The 17,113-nt window shown below is 47.1% G+C and carries 14 protein-coding genes and 1 riboswitch; all 14 genes read right to left on the bottom strand.

All coding sequences use genetic code 11. The annotated features are described in order from the left end of the window. Positions 1-433 precede the first annotated feature (433 nt). The gene (locus MHI37_RS07865; protein ID WP_076339853.1) at positions 434-1,891 is read right to left on the bottom strand and encodes an alpha-L-fucosidase; all 1,458 of its coding nucleotides are present in this window, start codon (positions 1,889-1,891) and stop codon (positions 434-436) included. A 410-nt stretch (positions 1,892-2,301) separates the two neighbouring features. Continuing rightward, positions 2,302-3,324 (bottom strand): alpha/beta hydrolase family protein, encoded by a 1,023-nt coding sequence (locus tag MHI37_RS07860; protein WP_076339852.1) that lies wholly within the window; start codon positions 3,322-3,324, stop codon positions 2,302-2,304. A gap of 1,130 nt (positions 3,325-4,454) precedes the next feature. Further along, positions 4,455-5,543 (bottom strand): glycine oxidase ThiO, encoded by a 1,089-nt coding sequence (thiO, locus tag MHI37_RS07855; protein WP_076334574.1) that lies wholly within the window; start codon positions 5,541-5,543, stop codon positions 4,455-4,457. 49 nt (positions 5,544-5,592) lie between these two features. Further along, entirely contained in the window at positions 5,593-6,372 is a 780-nt protein-coding gene (locus MHI37_RS07850) for a thiazole synthase (protein ID WP_076334309.1), read from the bottom strand. Between the two features lie 4 nt (positions 6,373-6,376). Next, on the bottom strand, positions 6,377-6,577 hold the full coding sequence (thiS, locus tag MHI37_RS07845) for a sulfur carrier protein ThiS (RefSeq protein WP_076334310.1): 201 nt from the start codon (positions 6,575-6,577) through the stop codon (positions 6,377-6,379). A 7-nt stretch (positions 6,578-6,584) separates the two neighbouring features. Next, on the bottom strand, positions 6,585-7,205 hold the full coding sequence (gene thiE, locus MHI37_RS07840; protein ID WP_076334311.1) for a thiamine phosphate synthase: 621 nt from the start codon (positions 7,203-7,205) through the stop codon (positions 6,585-6,587). A 23-nt stretch (positions 7,206-7,228) separates the two neighbouring features. Further along, positions 7,229-8,242, bottom strand: coding sequence for a ThiF family adenylyltransferase (locus MHI37_RS07835; protein WP_076334312.1), 1,014 nt, complete (start codon positions 8,240-8,242; stop codon positions 7,229-7,231). A 54-nt stretch (positions 8,243-8,296) separates the two neighbouring features. Next, complete coding sequence (locus MHI37_RS07830; protein WP_076334313.1) at positions 8,297-9,301, bottom strand: ABC transporter substrate-binding protein; 1,005 nt, start codon at positions 9,299-9,301, stop codon at positions 8,297-8,299. Positions 9,302-9,332: 31 nt separating this feature from the next. After that, positions 9,333-10,085 (bottom strand): ABC transporter permease, encoded by a 753-nt coding sequence (locus MHI37_RS07825; RefSeq protein ID WP_256709255.1) that lies wholly within the window; start codon positions 10,083-10,085, stop codon positions 9,333-9,335. Further along, positions 10,082-10,906, bottom strand: coding sequence for an ABC transporter ATP-binding protein (locus tag MHI37_RS07820; protein ID WP_076334314.1), 825 nt, complete (start codon positions 10,904-10,906; stop codon positions 10,082-10,084). Before MHI37_RS07820 ends, MHI37_RS07825 begins: the two co-directional genes overlap by 4 nt. Further along, positions 10,903-11,589 (bottom strand): thiaminase II, encoded by a 687-nt coding sequence (gene tenA / locus MHI37_RS07815; protein ID WP_076334315.1) that lies wholly within the window; start codon positions 11,587-11,589, stop codon positions 10,903-10,905. Before tenA ends, MHI37_RS07820 begins: the two co-directional genes overlap by 4 nt. A gap of 3 nt (positions 11,590-11,592) precedes the next feature. Next, a complete protein-coding gene (locus MHI37_RS07810; protein WP_076334316.1) occupies positions 11,593-12,888 on the bottom strand; it encodes an acetylornithine deacetylase in 1,296 nt (431 codons plus the stop codon). A gap of 71 nt (positions 12,889-12,959) precedes the next feature. Next, a riboswitch (TPP riboswitch) is annotated at positions 12,960-13,069 on the bottom strand. Between the two features lie 56 nt (positions 13,070-13,125). Then, positions 13,126-15,366 carry a helix-turn-helix domain-containing protein gene (locus MHI37_RS07805; protein WP_076334317.1) on the bottom strand — a complete coding sequence of 747 codons (2,241 nt, stop codon included), beginning with the start codon at positions 15,364-15,366 and terminating at the stop codon, positions 13,126-13,128. Between the two features lie 98 nt (positions 15,367-15,464). Next, on the bottom strand, positions 15,465-17,078 hold the full coding sequence (locus MHI37_RS07800; RefSeq protein WP_076334318.1) for an extracellular solute-binding protein: 1,614 nt from the start codon (positions 17,076-17,078) through the stop codon (positions 15,465-15,467). Positions 17,079-17,113: the final 35 nt, after the last annotated feature.

The following is a 17,113-nucleotide window of genomic DNA, read 5'->3' as shown; positions in this document are numbered from 1 at the left end:
AATTATCAGTAAATCTATGGATTTAGTAAGAATAGCAACAGCAAATATACGCAGCAAATATTACGCGCATCCTTTTTCCAAAATATCGCTTGGTAATATCTACTGCATATGACTATATCCATATGTTAGATGATAACGTTTACATTTGGAATGAACTTTTTTAATACGGAATGTCAGTTTTTTTGGGATATATATCAGTTGAACTTAAAATTTGCGTTTTGGGCGCTGCGCGAGAAGATCATTCTTACGATCGCTGTTGCAAAGGCGAACACTTCGTTTCTCCAGAACGATCTTCTCACTTCGCTAAACCTTCATTTTTTAAGTTCAAGTTATATATTATTAGTCAAAAAAATCCTACAGCCGAACGCTTTACGATTTATCTGTATCGATAAACGCAAGTCGTTCGGCTGTAGGAGATCATGCTCTTTCTCGATTAGTTGATGCTTATGCTGAATACGACCGGATTCAAGCTATGAACCTGATTCGTCTTTATAATTAGTGCTTCTTCTGTTCTCTCCCATGTCGGTTTTTCATCAAATCCAAGGATCGTTATATCCTCGATGATGCCGTGAAAATCATGCGATTTTGCCTTCAGCGATTTGATTCTAACCTCTCCATTATCTGGATACACGAGAACGGTCGCATAAAGACGACTGCCCTTCACAGTAAAACGAATGTCCTCGCTCGTAAAAGCTTTCATCTTCCCATCCGTGAATTGTCCCTCCTCGACCAAGGTAGGTCCTTCACCAAAGATACGCCAGAAGGTTGTATCATAGATAGCCTCGCCGTTCACTCGCAGCCATTCACCGATTTCCAGAAGAATTCGCTTATCCCCATCAGGAATTGTACCGTCTGCTTTCGGTCCAACATTGAGGAGCAGATTGCCGTTTTTGCTGACGATATCGACTAAATCACGGATAATCTCACCCGATGTTTTATAATCGTTGTTCGGTGTATAGCTCCATGAGTTTTTCGCAACTGCCGTATCCGTCTGCCAAAAATAAGGCTTAAGCGCAGCAAATTGTCCTCTTTCCACATCTGGAACAGCGGTGCCAAAATGAAACGCATCATGCTTATAATTGATCGCAACCTCGATTCCCCACTCTATCGCCTTATTATAGTAATAAGCTGCGAACTTTTTGAGATAGGGCTTGAACGCTGCGGTATGTATCCACCAGTCAAAATAAAATACACTTGGCTTATACTGATCAACAAGCTCGCAGCATCTCATGAGCCAATCCTCCAAATATTGCTGGCTCGGAGGCGAGCCGTACAAATCCTGATGATCAGGCTCAGGCATCGACGGCCAGTAGAGGTCACCGCGCTCCAGCGGCTCTTTAATATCAGAGTCAAATTGCTTGCCGTGCGAGAGAAAAAACCAATGCTCCGCCCGATGTGAGGAAGCACAGAAGATCATCTCCCGCTTCTCAAATGCTTCTTTCATTTCAGCCAGAACATCCCGCTGTGGCCCCATTTCATAAGCATTAAAATGAGAAAGCTCGCTCTTGTACATTTGGAAACCGTCGTGATGCTCAGCAACCGGCATAATATATTTGGCACCGGATTTCTGAAAAAGCTCAGCCCATTCGTCCGCATTAAAATTTTCTGCTTTAAACATCGGAATAAAGTCCTTATAGCCAAAATCCTTATGTTCCCCATAGGTTGCGATGTGATGCTCATACTCCTCAGAGCCTTGGATGTACATATTTCTAGGATACCATTCGCTCTTAAAAGCAGGAACGGAATAAACGCCCCAGTGTATAAAAATACCAAACTTCGCTTTTTGATACCAAGCTGGAACCTGATACTCGCTTAACGAATCCCAATGATCTTTAAATTTTCCGTTTGCTATCGTATCCTCAATCGCTTTCAAATACGCAAGAGTATCCATGATCGTCATCGCTCCTTCACTTTTTGCTGCTTAGACTTATTTTAGCGAGGAAACGATGCCATACACAGGGATAAAACTATGTTTCTAGTGGATAAAAGTAACTTTGTTAACTGCTCTATAAACAAAACAAAGATGCTCTCCTTCTCCAGCTTAATTGTCTATGAAGACAGCAACTGCAAGAAGAAAGGCATCTATCTAGGTTGAACGAGAGATTTACGTTTTGGGCGCTGCGCGAGTAGATCACTCTTAAATGTCGCGAGTACAGCCAAATTCTTTGATTTCCTTAAACAGTTATAGGCAAGAATAAGGGCTGCAAAAGCAAACAGTTCGTTTCTCCCGAACGATCTTCTCGCTTCGCTAAATCTTCATTTTTAAGTTCGACTTATATATTTTAAATTTATAATAGCTATTTAAGATGATAATGTTTGCTTCAACCAATCGTAAGCCACTCTACCGCTTATTTCATGAGCGCCTGGGAATACGTCTATGCCTAGCATATCGCTGGCATTCTCTTCCTCGTAGATCGCTTGGATCTCAGCGACTGCCTTGCGGAAGCCTGCCACTGGGAAGATGGGATCACGCTCACCTGACTCAAGAAACAACGGACGAGGTGCAATGAGTCCGATCAATTCAGGCAGCTCCGCGTGGACAAGCAAACCTGGCGTGTAGTTGTCCACACAATGATGGATAGCAAATATACTATCCTTCATCGTATTCGTAAAACCTGTCAGCACAGTCGCATTGATCCTTGCCTCCAGCACGGCAGCCGCATAACCGATCAAGCCGCCGCCAGAGAACCCCATTACCCCAATCCGATTCGCGTCAACCTCCGACCTTGAGGACAAGTAGTTAAACGCTGCTAAAACCTCCGTTACTCGAAGGCCCGTAAGCGTCTTTCCTAGCGTCATGAGCTGTGTAGACAGTTTGTAGCAGGAGCTTGGCGCATTCTCATCAAGCGCAAGATCAGCCAGCAGTCTACGCTCGCCAAAACCGATGACATCAGGCGCAATAACGACCATTCCCCGTTTCACCAGTTGCACTGCAAAATGCTGATGAATGCCTGGCTCTCCTTCATCAGGCGAACCATCCTTCAGCAATCCGACAATTTCACGACTGCCATAGCCATGACCATGAATCGCAAGCACTGCTGGCAGCGACTCCTTCGGACCATCAGGAATGAGTACATATGCTGCAAAGGTCAGCTCCGGCGTAGCCGACAGCTCAACCCGTTCGCGAACATATCCATCACATTGAACCCGCTCCAGCAGCTTAGGAGCATGTTCAGCATTCGGCTCAAAATATCCAATGACATCACGCAGCGCTTCCTTCAGCTTAGGTCTGCGTTCATTTCGCAGATCCTTTCTTGATTGCTCTTGATGTCGACTAACCGCTTCATTGTAAAGCCTTTCTAATAAAGCATCGCCATTCCACATTGACCTATCAACCGCCTCTGCTGCATTTTATGATCGTGATACTTTCGGAATAATTGGAATTGCTTGTGCACCGCTTGGAGTCATCAAAACGTGAAGCTCTATTTAGTTCACTTCTTTTATTGTAATCGCAACCTGCGTTGGCGTCACTTGCTTATCCAAGGAATCTGAATAAATATAGGCGTTATAAACCGTATGCTCCTCTAAAAAACCAAGCTTGTTGCGGCTCTCGCGCACCTGCTCATTCGTAATGCTGCCCTACAGTATGTGAGAGTCATTCCATACCGTCGGCATATGCTCATAGCACCGAATCCCTTCCTGTGTAAGCAAATTTGAACTTCCATTTTACAAAGGTTTATTTTTTTAGTTTTCAAATTTTAAAAGAGTGTGCCCTAACCAAATTCATCGCTTTTGGGACACACTCTTATCGCCCGAGAAAGTAAGCTGTTTTGCTGTCATAAGCACCTATGTGGTCTTATCGCGGCCGAATGATCGTAACCCGCCACTAAATCCACCACATAAGCACGTATAGGTGCTTATCGCCCGAGAAAGTAAGCTGTTTTGCTGTCATAAGCACCTATATGGTCTTATTGCGGCCAAATGATCGTAACCCGCCACTAATTCGACCTTATAAGCACACATAGGTGCTTATCACCCGAGAAAGTAAGCTGTTTTGCTGTCATAAGCACCTATGTGGTCTTATCGCGGCCAAATGATCGTAACCCGCCACTAAATCCACCACATAAGCACATATAGGTGCTTATTGCCCAAGAAAGTAAGCTGCTTTGCTGCCATAAGCACGCATGTGGTCTTATTGCGCCCGAATGATCGTAACCCGCCACTAATTCGACCTTATAAGCACACATAGGTGCTTATCACCCGAGAAAGTAAGCTGTTTTGCTGTCATAAGCACCTATGTGGTCTTATCGAGGCCGAATGATCGTAACCCGCCACTAATTCGACCTTATAAGCACACATAGGTGCTTATCGCTAGAGAAAGTAAGCTGTTTTGCTGTCATAAGCACCTATGTGGTCTTATCGAGGCCAAATGATCGTAACCCGCCACTAATTTAAATCAAAAAGAGTGTGCCCTAGCCAAATTCATGGCTTTTGGGACACACTCTTACTACATATCACCCAAACCGATTAGGCGAAAAAGCTTGGTTATAAGCATTGTGCTGTTTGTCAGCAATAAAGTCTGCAGCAAGCACGGCCGTTGCTGGACTGAGCAAAATTCCGTTTCGATAATGTCCAGCCGCGAACACGACACGATTGGATTCCGGGATAGGCCCGATTAAAGGATAACCGTCCTGTGTAGCGGGGCGCAGGCCTGCCCAGCTGTGAAACGGTGCTTTGTCCGCTAGAAAAGGAAACAGCTGCTTATTCCAATTTTTGAGCCGGCCGATCCCTTTTTCGGTAACGGAAGTATCGAAACCGGCAACATCCTCCGATGCGCCGCAGACAAGCGTTCCATTCTCTTTGCCAACCAAGTAGCCCTGATTGCAAAATACCATATGCGAAACTGGCTGCGCCTCTACTTCATAAGCGCAAATTTGGCCGCGAATCGGATAAATTGGAAGGTTCATATGGAATGTCTCCGCAAGCTGCTGCGCCCATGCGCCAGAGCAGACAAGCAGCTGATCGCCCTCAAAAAAACGTCCGTCCGCCGCCCGAACAACGACCTCGCTCTGCCACTCCACAATTTCGAGCTTATCCAGCTGCTCATAAATGTGAACGCCAAGGCCTCTACAGGCAAGCTCTAGCGCCTTTACATAATGTGGTGCATAAATATGGCTTTCCTCAGGGGTGTATAAAGCTGCTCTCGCATCACGTGTCAGCAAAGGCTCCTTGCGCTGAAGCTCAGCCCCTTCCAATATCGTCCCCGACGAGCCGAACTGCCGCTGCCACAGCAGTCTGCCCTCCAGCGCCAGCAAATCGGCATCATGATACGCTACATAAAGGCTGCCTGAGTCCGTATATTCAAAGCTCTGTCCTGATATTTGCTTCACCCGCTCCTGCCACTGCGGGTAGAGCCTCAGACTATCCAAGCATAGCTGAAAAAACGCATCTGGTCCTTCTACATTCTCAGAATAAGGAGCCAGCATACCCGCAGCTGCACCAGAGGCTTGGCCACCGCAGCGCTTCGTTTCCAGCACAATCGCTTGATAGCCGCGCGTTTGCAGTTCAAGCGCGCAGGACAAGCCGATGATGCCTCCGCCCATTATGATGATTTTTTCTTTTGTCAAAATTCCACCGCTCCCGTAAATCCTGCTATTTCAATTTAAATGCATCCAGCCCGCTGCTCGCTGAGGCATATCGTTTCTTCACAATTCGGCCAGCTAAATAGGATAGCCGTCCCGCTTCTATAGCAAGGCACATCGCCTTAGCCATCCTTACAGGGTCCTTCGCCTTAGCTACAGGCGTATTCATCAGCACTCCGCTTACGCCAAGCTCCATCGCCTGCGTCACATCGCTTGCAGAACCAAGCCCTGCATCTACGATAATCGGCACATTCGCTTCTTCAACGATCAACCCAAGATTATACGGATTCAGAATGCCCAGCCCTGTGCCAATCGGAGCCGCACCTGGCATAACAGCCGCAGCTCCCGCCTCCTCCAGCCGTTTGCAAATGACCGGATCATCAGACGTGTAGGGAAGCACCGTAAAGCCTTCTTTGACTAAAATCTCAGTGGCCCTGAGCGTTTCGATCGGATCAGGAAGCAGCGTTCGTTCATTCACGCTAATTTCGACCTTAATCCAGTCACTAAGGCCTGAAGCGCGCGCAAGGCGTGCGATACGCACCGCCTCATCTGCCGTTCGCGCACCGGACGTATTCGGAAGATATACATAATCCGCATCCTCCAAATGCTGCAGGATAGAATCATCCTCTGTCGATGCCAAATTGATGCGTCTAATCGCAAAGGTCAGCACCTGCGCGCCGGAAGCTTTAATCGCTTCCTTCTGAACGTATGGATTAGGGTAAAGTCCGGTGCCAAGAAAAAAACGGGAGGACAATGTGCGACCGCCAATGATCAAATCATCTGCCTGCATACAATCAACCTCCTCCTACAAAGTGAACCAATTCAATTCGCATATTTACAAAAACAGGCGTATCCGCCCACTGCTCTGCAGTAAGCACTCTGCCATCCGCTTCGACAACGATTGGCTTGCCTGAAAGCTCCAGCCTCACGATGACGTCTTGAATCGTATTAACCTGCTCCAGCTCCTGCTGTTCACCATTAATTATGAGCTTCATACGTTCACTATCCTCTCTCCAGCTTCCGGATAAAAGCTTCGCAGGTTCCCTTTACATCCGCGCTTCCTACAATTTCGCTAACGGCACAAATCCGCGTTGCGCCTGCACGAATAACCTCATCTACGTTATGCAGCTTAATTCCGCCAATCGCTACAAACGGAATTTTCACCGCTTGTACAACCTCGCGGATATAGGTGATCGTTACCGGATCAACAACATCGACCTTCGTTACGGTAGGATAGATGGGCCCAACCCCGATATAATCAGCTCCATGCTCTTCTGCGAGAAGCGCTTCTTCTATTGCATGAGTAGAAATTCCGATGATTTTGCTGCCAACGATTTTTCTCGCTTCGAGCAGCGGTACATCGCCTTGACCCAAATGGATGCCGTCTGCATCAACCTCCATCGCAATATCGATATCATCGTTGACGATAAAGGTTACGCCATATTTTCGAGTCAGCTCCCTGAGCGCTTTCGCCTTCTCAAGCACCTCGGCTCTATCGCTCGTCTTGTCACGCAGCTGAATAATATCTACACCGCCAAGAATCGCTTCCTCCATGACCTCTACCAGATCGCGGCCAGGATGAAATTGTTCGCCTGTAATCGCATACAACCTGAAATCCTTCATCTATTCCTCACTCCTTCACTATTTTAAAGTCCGATATAACGGGCATATAAGGTTTTGGCGCGTACAAAATCATCCGTACCTTGAACGAGCACCCGCCCGTCTGCGAACAATACGAGCCTTTCTCCCTCAGGCAGCACCACCTTCAGCAGAAAAGGGTTTAAGCTAACCTCCAAGCCCGCTTGCTCCAGCCGCTCTCGCCACAGCTCTAACTCAAGAGCACCGTTTCCCGAAATCTGGATGGTCTCTCGTCCACATAAGGATAAAGCGGTATTATCCCCGCTCACCTCAAGCGAAGGGTACTGCTTCAGCTGGCAGCAGGGACAGTTCTTATCGGGCTCCCCGAGCTTCATCTCGAAGTATTGATTTTGCCATAAATCAAAGGTAACGAGCGTTTTTCTTCTTTGCTTCTCGTCTTCCACCAAATATTTCATCGCTTCCACAGCTTGATATGAAGCGACCATATCGACGACCGGCGCAATAACTCCGATCATATCGCAGGTCTGTCCACCCGAATCACCTGTTTTGATGAAGCAGCGCAAGCATGGCGTCTGACCGGGAATGAAGATCGCACTCATCCCCCGAGAGCTGACCGCTCCGCCGTAAGTGAATGGAATACCGAGCTTAAAGCAAGCGTCATTAAGCAGGAAGCGCGTCTGAAAATTGTCCGTTCCATCCAGCACCAAATCCATGCCTTCGAGCAGCGACTCAATATTAAGCGCAGTTGCATCCGCAACAATCGCTTCCAGACGAATTGAGGAATTGATTTTTCGAAGCTTCTTCTCTGCCGCTACGACCTTTGGATAAACCTGCTCAACATCCTCCTCGTCGAACAGCATCTGTCTTTGCAGATTGCTTTTCTCCACATAATCTCGATCTACAAGCCGCACATGCCCAACGCCAGCCCGTACCATATGGTTAGCCAGCACCGTTCCAAGCGCACCCATCCCTATAATACAAACCGCGCTATCCATAAGCTTGCGCTGACCAGCCTCACCAATCGGTGCAAAAAGCATTTGTCTTGAATATCTCTCGTCCATCTGCCGCTCCTTTCCGCACGTACCACTAACCATCTTGCTTTGATTCTTAGTCTATTATAAGTTACGGAACGCATCTTCTGCTTTAATTGGTTTCGCTAGTTGACCATGCTCCGACAGCCAGTTGATGACAGAGCTCCATGATTCCTCCGTTTGCGAGCCAAACGGCTCTGAGCCCGCGTCCATCAACGGCAGCAATATGTCTAGGCTCTGCTTCTCAATCTCAGCGTCGAGCGGGAAGTTATCACTTTGCAAATCGAGCAGTCCTTGCAAGGATTGCGCTGGGTGCTCCACTGTATATTGCTGGCCTTTCGCAGCTGCATCAATAAACTTCTTAAACGCTTCGCTCTTGCTTTCAAGCCCTGCCTCGCTCGCCGTAAGCACCAGCTCATAATAGTCGGGAACGCCATATTCCGAAGGATCAAATGAGGTAAGCTTCATACCCTCCTTCTCCAAAAGGGGCTTCTCATGATTAACGTAGCCGCCGATAATGGCATCCACCTTGCTTGTCGTCATAGCCGGAATTAGATCCCAGCCGATATCGACATAGTTTAGCTTTGTGCTATCACCGCCGTCGGATTCGACCATCGTGTTCACGATCAGTTGATCGAGTGGAATCGATGGATAGCCGATTTTTTTGCCAATCAAATCCTTTGGCGTTTGAATGCCTGCTGAATCCAGTGAGAAGAGGCGATTCAAAGGATGCCTCACAATGGCAGCCACCGAGACAATCGGAATATCCTCCGCACGTGAGATCGCAACCTGCATTTGATAGCTGAGCGCCAAATCCGCTTTGCCGGTCGCCACTAATTTTAGCGCATCATTCGTATCGGCTGGCGTTTGAAGATTGACCTTAAGGCCCGCCTCCTCGAAATAGCCCTGCTCCTCCGCCGCATACAGGAAGGAATGTACCGCATTCGGATACCAGTCGAGCAGCACGGTAAGCTCGGTTTGTGCTTCAGACTTTTCTTTGCTGCTTGAGCCGCAGGCAGCCATCGTGGTTAACGCTAGCATCAGAACAGTAGTTATCAATAAATATCGTTTCCAGTTATTTAATATCATACAGGTAGGTATCCTCTCTTATTTACATTTATTATTGACGACGGGCAAGACTGGCGCGTTCCAGCCACTGCACGGTTAGAAACAGCAGAATACCCATGAGGGAGAGCAGCAGCACCCCTGAGAATACAGCATCGCCTCGCAGCAGGTTTGATGCCCGCTTCGTATACATGCCAAGCCCAGCCTCTCCGCCGAGCCATTCTCCGAGCGTCGCGCCGCCAACGCTAATCGTCGCGGCCATCTTGAGTCCCGTAAAGAATCCAGGCAGTGCAGATGGCAATTTCCACTTTACGAACAACTGGACTCTTCGAGCGCCCATCGATCGCAGCACCTCTCCTATGCCAGAATCTGCCGAACGGAAGCCGTCTGCCGTGTTCACTGCAATCGGGAAAAAGGTGAATAGAATAACGACGGCCACCTTGCTCCATATTTCATAACCGAACCACATGACCATAATTGGCGATAACGCAATAATCGGAATCGTTTGAGATGCAACGATAAGCGGGTAGATCGTCTTTTTTGCAAGGCCCGACCCTTCGATCCAGATTGCTGCGAGCGTACCGAATACGATGGAAATGCTAAGACCTAGCAAAGCCTCTCCCAAAGTTACAGCGAAGTGCTTGCCAAGCAGCAAGCGATTCTCCCAAATAGAAATAAGTACGTCAGACAGCTTGGGAATAATGTAATGGGGAATCGCCAGCACCCGGGTCGCTATTTCCCATAAGAGTGCGAGCAGCAGGACAAATAGAATAGAAGGAAGACTTATCAGCACTCGCTGCTTCATCATTCTGCGCCTCCCCATCCGCCAGCCCCCTTGCCTAGAAGCTCAAGCGCTTGACGTTTTAATTGAATAAAGGAATCATTTAGAACGGCTTCATAGGTTCTTGGCCTCGGCAGTGAAATGACAAGCTCCTTCAAGCTGGAAACCGGCGATTCCGCCGCAACCAGCACCCGATCAGAGAGAAGCAGCGCCTCATCAATATCATGCGTGATGAACAATATCGTTTTGCGATGCTGCTCCCACACCTGAAGCAGCCATTCCTGCATGCTTACACGCGTCATCGCATCCAATGCGCTGAACGGCTCGTCGAGCAGCAGCAGGTCACCTCCGCTCAGCATAGAGCGAAGGAACGAGACGCGCTGGCGCATGCCGCCTGACAGCTCATGCGGACGCTTCGCCTCCGTACCCGAAAGCCCAAAGGCCGGCAGCAGCTCAAACACACGCCGCCTGGCTTCTTTTTTCGAGCAGCCCGCAAGCTCCAGGCCAAGCGCCGCATTATCAAGCACGCTTCGCCACGGCATAAGACTGTCTCGCTGCGGCATATAGCCAATCCGCCCAGAACGGCGGCTTCCCGCTGCTGAAGCTCCTCCGTCTCCCATACCAAGCTTAATCGTTCCAGCCTGAGGGGAAAGTAAACCCGCCAGCAGCCGAAACAGCGTTGTTTTCCCCATTCCGCTTGGCGCGAGGAAGGACACAAACTCTCCTTCACGGATATCGAAGCCGAGTCCGTTAAATAATGGTCTACCTTCTCCAAAGGCGTAAGTGAGTCCTTCCACTGACAAAGCAATCGAGCTCCTGCTCGCATCGCTTGGACTTACTCCGCTCAAATCGGCCACTCCTCTTGCCGATCAGCCATATCCCAAAACATATATTCGAATTTGGATGTTGTTACAAAGAGCTCCTCAAGCTGCGCGAGCTCCCGCTCCGGCAAGCCTTCAGCGAGCCGATCCATAAGCTTTATCGTCCACTCCGTAAGCTCGCCGAAATCCTCCGAGCTGTACATTAAAATCCATTCCCGGTATAGCGGATGCTCAAGCGCTCCTGGATATTTAGCAAACGTCGTTCCAATCTCGCAATAGCTCCACATGCATGGGAGCAGCGCAGCCACTACTTCAGCAAGCGAGCCCTGCGCCGCATCAAGCATATACTTCGTATACGCGATGGTTGTCGGTGCCGGCTTCGTTGCCTCCAGCTCATCACGGCTTATTCCAAAACGCTCAGCGTACTGGCGATGCAGCTCCATCTCCACATTCAACGTAGAATGCAGAAGCTCCGCAAGCTTGCTCATCGTCTCCAAATCACGTGCCTTTATGCTGCCTAGTGCGAACATTTTGGCATAATCGATCAAATACACATAATCCTGTTTCATATAATAAATGAACCGCTCAAGCTCAAGCGTCCCTTCTCTGAGCCCCTTCAAGAACGGATGCGCATGACAGCTTTCCCATATCGGCTGAACCACGCGGTACAGCCTCTCACTAAAACGCTCCACTGCTGCTTCACTTCCCATTAGTTAGTTGACCTCGCTTTCCGGCTTTGCTTGATTGCACCACTCCGCAATGAAAGCAATCATGACCTTTGCATATTCCACAAGCTCGCGAACGTCGATGCTTTCATCGACGGCGTGAGCATGGCGAAGCTCCCCTGGTCCATAGATTACGGTAGGTATACCCGCTCTTCCGATCCAGCCTGCATCCGTCACGCTTGGGCTCATGCCAATCGTCGGAGCAGCACCGAGCTGCTTCGTGTGAGCTGCGGCAAGTGCTTGCAGCCCATCTTCATTCGTGTCCAGCGTCAGCGAAGGAAATATTTCTCCTTGCTCCTCTATCATTGAACGGCCACCCCAGCGAAAAGACGGCGGATGCTTGCGAAGCCACGGATCAGCTTCAGCAACCTTTAGCAGGTGACTTTCAATTTCTGCAGCTACTGATTCGTAATCCTCGTCAGGGTAGAAATGAACCGTTATCCATAACGCACAACGGTCGGCAATAAATGCCGCATGACGGCCGCCTTCAATGACCGCCGGATTAATCGTATTGGAGCCCGCTGGAAAGTCTGGATAAGACTTCGTCACTGCCCAGTGACGCTCCAGCTCCTGTAGTCCTTCAATCAGCTTGACCATTTTCTCTATCGCACTGGCTCCTTGTACGCCGCCGCCCGCATGAATCATCCGCGATCGCATACCGTCATGATAGGTGACCGGACTTTGCACGGTCACCCAGCCGGTAATGACGCCGCCTTGTCCTTGAATAGCCATTTCGCTTGTATCAGCGACAATCGCAAAATCCGCGCTGCAGCCCCGTTCCATGCAAGCTCTCGTTCCAGCTTCCCCGGCTTCCTCGCCAATGACCGATTGAAACAGCAGATCCCCTTTTAACTCTACTCCAGCCTCGTTCAGCAGCTTAATCGCAAATAATAATGCTGCGACTCCGCCCTTCATATCCGCTGTGCCTCGCCCATAAGCTCTGCCGGCCTCAACCGTCAGCTCGAACGGGTTACGCTGCCATTTCCCACTGTCACCTACCTCAGCAACATCGATGTGGCCATTCAGCAGCAAGCTGCGGTAGGACTCGCGCTGTGAGCCGCGTTTAAGGCCCGTTACGTTTGGATCACCGGGATAAACCTCCCACAGCTCCGTCTCAAATCCGCTTGCTCGAAGCTGCTCTTCCACAAACTGCTGTGCCTTCATCGTGTTACGCGCCGGAGGGCTGACTGTCGGATAAGCGATCAGCTTCGATAGCAGTGCAAATAGCTCCTCCTGCCTCTCCTCTGCCTCTTGCTGCAGCCTTGCAATTAAACTTTCCTGCATCGTTTTTGCTTCCCCTTTTCATGAGAAACAGGTGTGGGCAATAGAAAAAACCATTCGAGAATACACGAATGGTTACGATTCGATACGTTCTCTACGCCAGCATTACCTGGTTCAGATTAACGGTCAGGGACAAACGGTCCCAATCTCAGCCGGACTAAATCCAGCACCCGTACTCCATATGAAGTTAAAACAACTATAGCCTACGCTTTTCCAAATGGCAATATGAAAATAAATAGACTACGTTCTCGCATCGCATGATTGTTTCCTATATTCGCCAGGCGTCACTCCGACGACCCTCTTGAATACCCGATTAAATGAAAAATAATGAAGATACCCTACTTGAATCGAAATATCTTGAATGAGATCATCCGTCGTCTTCAATAGCTGCTTGGCATGTGCAATACGTATACGAGTCAAATAATCAACAAAATTCTCGCTGAATTCATCCTTGAACAATCTACTTAAATAGCTTTGGTTGATGTTGAATCGATCACTAAGCAGCTGCAGGGATAGATCCGGATCATTAAAGTTTTGCTCGATATATTCTTTTATTTCATGTATTAACTCTTGACTGATGCGACCGACCCGGAGCTTCTCCATCTGCTCAGTTGCCGAGCCTAACAAAGCAATAAAAGCTTCACGCAAGTCATCAACGGAATCAATTGATTTCAATTCGCGGTTCAATTCCGTCATGGTACGATTCCAAATCTCTTGATAGGGCGTAGGAAGCTCCGAGACCTCTTTAGATATATGGAAGATCATAAAGTTCAGTAAATTAACGATATCCTGGAGTTGAAAATACTTGCTCTGTACAACCTCCATTAATTGTATAAAGCTGCTTTTCCAGGCCGCGTTACGATGCTTGAATGACTCCGCAATATCTCTTATAAGCTGCAGCTGCTCGAACATCCCCGAATGAACATTGTCTTCCAGCTCCCAATAAGCAATAACTCTGTTTCCTCCAACCGAGGTTTTATAGGATAATGCTTCTTCTGCTTCATCGAAGGATTGCGCAGCATCCGTCAGCTCGCTCACCGCCGAACCCATTCCAATCGAAACGGAATAGTCAAGATTCTCCTTAATCCATATTCTAATCTTGTTGCCTATCTCACTTATACTCGTGTTTGTCAGCTCATGTTCACCGTTCATCTGAATTAACATGGTCAGTCGACCATTCTCCAGCCACTCCGCCCATACATAGGCATTTCTGGATTCAGCAATTTCCTCCACTACATTAGACATCACATATTTAATTAAATACTGATCACGCGAGCTATAAACATTGCAGAAATCACTATATTTATCAATTTCAATTATACCTATGTGGAAGTTTTTACCATGTACTAACTTATTGAAAAAAAGAAACTGTTTCTCGCTTTGTGCCGAATCCATCAGTTGTTCTCCGCTAATGAGCTCGATAAAAAACTGTTTCCTTCGATACAGAGCATTCTCTTTATTCACATCACTATATTGATTAGCTAGTTCAATCAGATGATTGACCGCTTTATCAATAAAGCGCGGATTATCGTTAAGTATATCGGGAAGCTCGCCCGATTTTGATTTTATGTATTGCGTGATTCCGCTCATCATGCTGTCGATCGGAGAGGTATATTTTCTGGCCAAATAAATAATAACTACCGTTGCAAATAATATGGAGATAATTCCCAAAGCAACCCAACCATAATATAGGTTTGTAACAATGCCGTAATTGAATTTATCCTTTATCCCATTACGAATTTCCCAGTTCGTATAATCGGAATGAAAAGAGGATATAGGGTCGCTATTATCTCCAGCGACATCAACAATGGCTTGGCCCTTCTGGTCATACACAGTCGTAATGCTAACGTTTTGGGTGTTCATATCCTGAACCATCTTCTTGATGGCACTTGTGGAAACATTTACAACAAGTAAGCCGCTAGGATTGGAAAGCAGCGGTATCTTCATGACTAAGGAAACAACAGGATAAGAGTCTGACTTCGTTAAAAATAATTGATAAGGCCTACTCCCCGTCCATTCATGCGGTATATCACCTGCTAGCAATTGATTTACGAATGCATGATCACCGAAGCTGTCCAAGGAAAGTGAGGCGCTGGTGCTCAGCACTTTCTGATCTGCGGTACGCACCATATAGATGGAGCTAATTAATGGAAAATCAATCATAAAAGCATTAAACTTAGTGGACAATCGTCTCTCGATAATATATGGGTTGCTATCCTCATCATCGTCCAATTGATACAAAAACCTTTTCAAATCTTTATTATTGTTGATTTCTCCAATCATTAGCCGTTCAATATTTTGAAGGGAAGACTCGATTTGCTGTGTCACATACTTCGCATAATTTTCACTCGTATTCACCATTTGGCGTTCCATTACCTGGCTGATCGTCATATAGAACAGAAAGATGAGAAAACCGACTACGAGATAAAAGACAGGCAAATACGTAAAAAGCAATCGTTTGAACCATGATCTAGATTTCATATTCTCTACTCTATCCCCCCAAAAGTAAACGATTACATAATATAATGACTCTATCGGTAGCCATAGTGCGCTACCGATAGAAAAGGTCTATTTATATCTTAAAAACTCATATCGTATAGATCCTTGGTAAAGACCCAAGTATCCTTATTTTCTTTGTACCAATTGGCATAAAACTCCTCAACCTTCTGGCCATCGGATTTTTTCCAGATTGATTTGGCATCCTCCACAGCTTTGTCCACAGTCACCTTACTGCCGCCGACTATCGCTCTGCTCCATATATCTGAGATCGGTTCATTCGCATTTGACACGATAAATTGAATATCCTCAGGAAGACCAGGCATATATTTAGTAATTTCAGGCAATGGTCGATCCTTGCTAATATAAAGCTTGTAAGCTTGCTCTAGTATAGCATATACTTCTTTGTCAAACGGATCGGATTGATCCAGATCATCCATATACTTCGTAAATTCATTAATAATATGCTGCGAGCCCAGCATACGGAAATCACCGAGCCAGCTCACTTCCTTCTCATACTTTTCCTGATCGATCGTTACTTCTTTCCCGTCTTCCATTTTATAATGGACGCCCTCTTGGCCGTATTTCAACGTATGAGCCATCGTCTTGCTGCTTAATAAATCCACATACTTCATGACCGATTGCGGATCATCCGCCTTAATATTAACAACACCTGTCATTTGGACCGGATCATTAAAATATGGGCTGAACTGACCAAATTCACTGCTTGGCAATGCAATGACAGCCAGCTTGGCACTCGGATTATTTTTTTTCAAGGTTTCATAATTATTATAAACCTGCAAAACATTCCCTGAATACCCAAACATCATCGTCTTGCCCTGTACAAAATCCTGCAGCGCTTTCTCGCCATTCTTGTCCGTTAAGAAATCCTTATCAACTAAACCTTCGTCAAACAATCTCTTCTTATAGCTCGTTGCGGCTGCGACACGATCCCAATCTCTTACGATTTCACCATTTTCGATAACCCAGGTTACATTCTGAAATGCTGTATTCATCCAGTCATAACCACTTAAATTTGTCGCGTAGCTGCCTTTGTTTTCACTTGCAAATCTCTTCATGACCTCGTAGGCATCTTCCATCGTTTCAGGAACTGGCAAGCCTAACGTATCAAGCTGATCCTGACGAATAAATAGATAGCCACCAGGGATATAACCAAGCAATCGCCCAAATTCATAAAGCTTGCCATCAGACTTCGTACCCAGCTGTCTTAGGAGTGGGAACTCATTCAAAAGCTCCTTATAGTCTGTACTGTACTGCTCAATGATATCGTCTATCGGCATAATCTGCTTCTGCAAGAACAGCTGATTGCGATAGCCGCCGTCATAATCCAAGATTAGGTCCGGCCCATCGCCTGCTGCAAGCAGCGCATTGAGCTTCTGAACAGATTCCCAACGTGGAACTGGGATGTATTTGACCATAACGGATTCGTTGATATATTCCGTCCATAGATTTTTTTCTGCAGTTCCGATTTCTGGTGGAATATTTCCTCGATCATACATCGATACCGTGATCGGCTTCGTTTGTTTTGCAGGTGCAGCCTCTTTATCACCGTTATTTACAGCCGGAGCCTTTGTTGCTGGCTCACTCTTATTATTAGTAGAGCAGCCTGCAAGCGCTAACGTGAATACGAGCACCATACTCATCAACATAACTAATGCATTTTTACGAGTTTTCAATATAAGAACCTCCCTATTTCTTCTATTATTTCATT

Source organism: Paenibacillus sp. FSL H8-0548 (assembly GCF_038630985.1).
In the GTDB taxonomy this organism is placed as follows: domain Bacteria; phylum Bacillota; class Bacilli; order Paenibacillales; family Paenibacillaceae; genus Pristimantibacillus.
This window is presented reverse-complemented; position numbering and strand designations above follow the sequence as displayed.

What these genes read in the sequence shown, in the direction of transcription:
- MHI37_RS07865 (WP_076339853.1), bottom strand. Translation starts at nt 1,891, where the DNA reads ATGGATACTCTTGCGTATTTGAAAGCGATTGAGGATACGATAGCAAAC.
- MHI37_RS07860 (WP_076339852.1), bottom strand. Translation starts at nt 3,324, where the DNA reads ATGTGGAATGGCGATGCTTTATTAGAAAGGCTTTACAATGAAGCGGTT.
- thiO (WP_076334574.1), bottom strand. Translation starts at nt 5,543, where the DNA reads ATGGGCGGAGGCATCATCGGCTTGTCCTGCGCGCTTGAACTGCAAACG.
- MHI37_RS07850 (WP_076334309.1), bottom strand. Translation starts at nt 6,372, where the DNA reads ATGCAGGCAGATGATTTGATCATTGGCGGTCGCACATTGTCCTCCCGT.
- thiS (WP_076334310.1), bottom strand. Translation starts at nt 6,577, where the DNA reads ATGAAGCTCATAATTAATGGTGAACAGCAGGAGCTGGAGCAGGTTAAT.
- thiE (WP_076334311.1), bottom strand. Translation starts at nt 7,205, where the DNA reads ATGAAGGATTTCAGGTTGTATGCGATTACAGGCGAACAATTTCATCCT.
- MHI37_RS07835 (WP_076334312.1), bottom strand. Translation starts at nt 8,242, where the DNA reads ATGGACGAGAGATATTCAAGACAAATGCTTTTTGCACCGATTGGTGAG.
- MHI37_RS07830 (WP_076334313.1), bottom strand. Translation starts at nt 9,301, where the DNA reads ATGATATTAAATAACTGGAAACGATATTTATTGATAACTACTGTTCTG.
- MHI37_RS07825 (WP_256709255.1), bottom strand. Translation starts at nt 10,085, where the DNA reads ATGATGAAGCAGCGAGTGCTGATAAGTCTTCCTTCTATTCTATTTGTC.
- tenA (WP_076334315.1), bottom strand. Translation starts at nt 11,589, where the DNA reads ATGGGAAGTGAAGCAGCAGTGGAGCGTTTTAGTGAGAGGCTGTACCGC.
- MHI37_RS07810 (WP_076334316.1), bottom strand. Translation starts at nt 12,888, where the DNA reads ATGCAGGAAAGTTTAATTGCAAGGCTGCAGCAAGAGGCAGAGGAGAGG.
- MHI37_RS07805 (WP_076334317.1), bottom strand. Translation starts at nt 15,366, where the DNA reads ATGAAATCTAGATCATGGTTCAAACGATTGCTTTTTACGTATTTGCCT.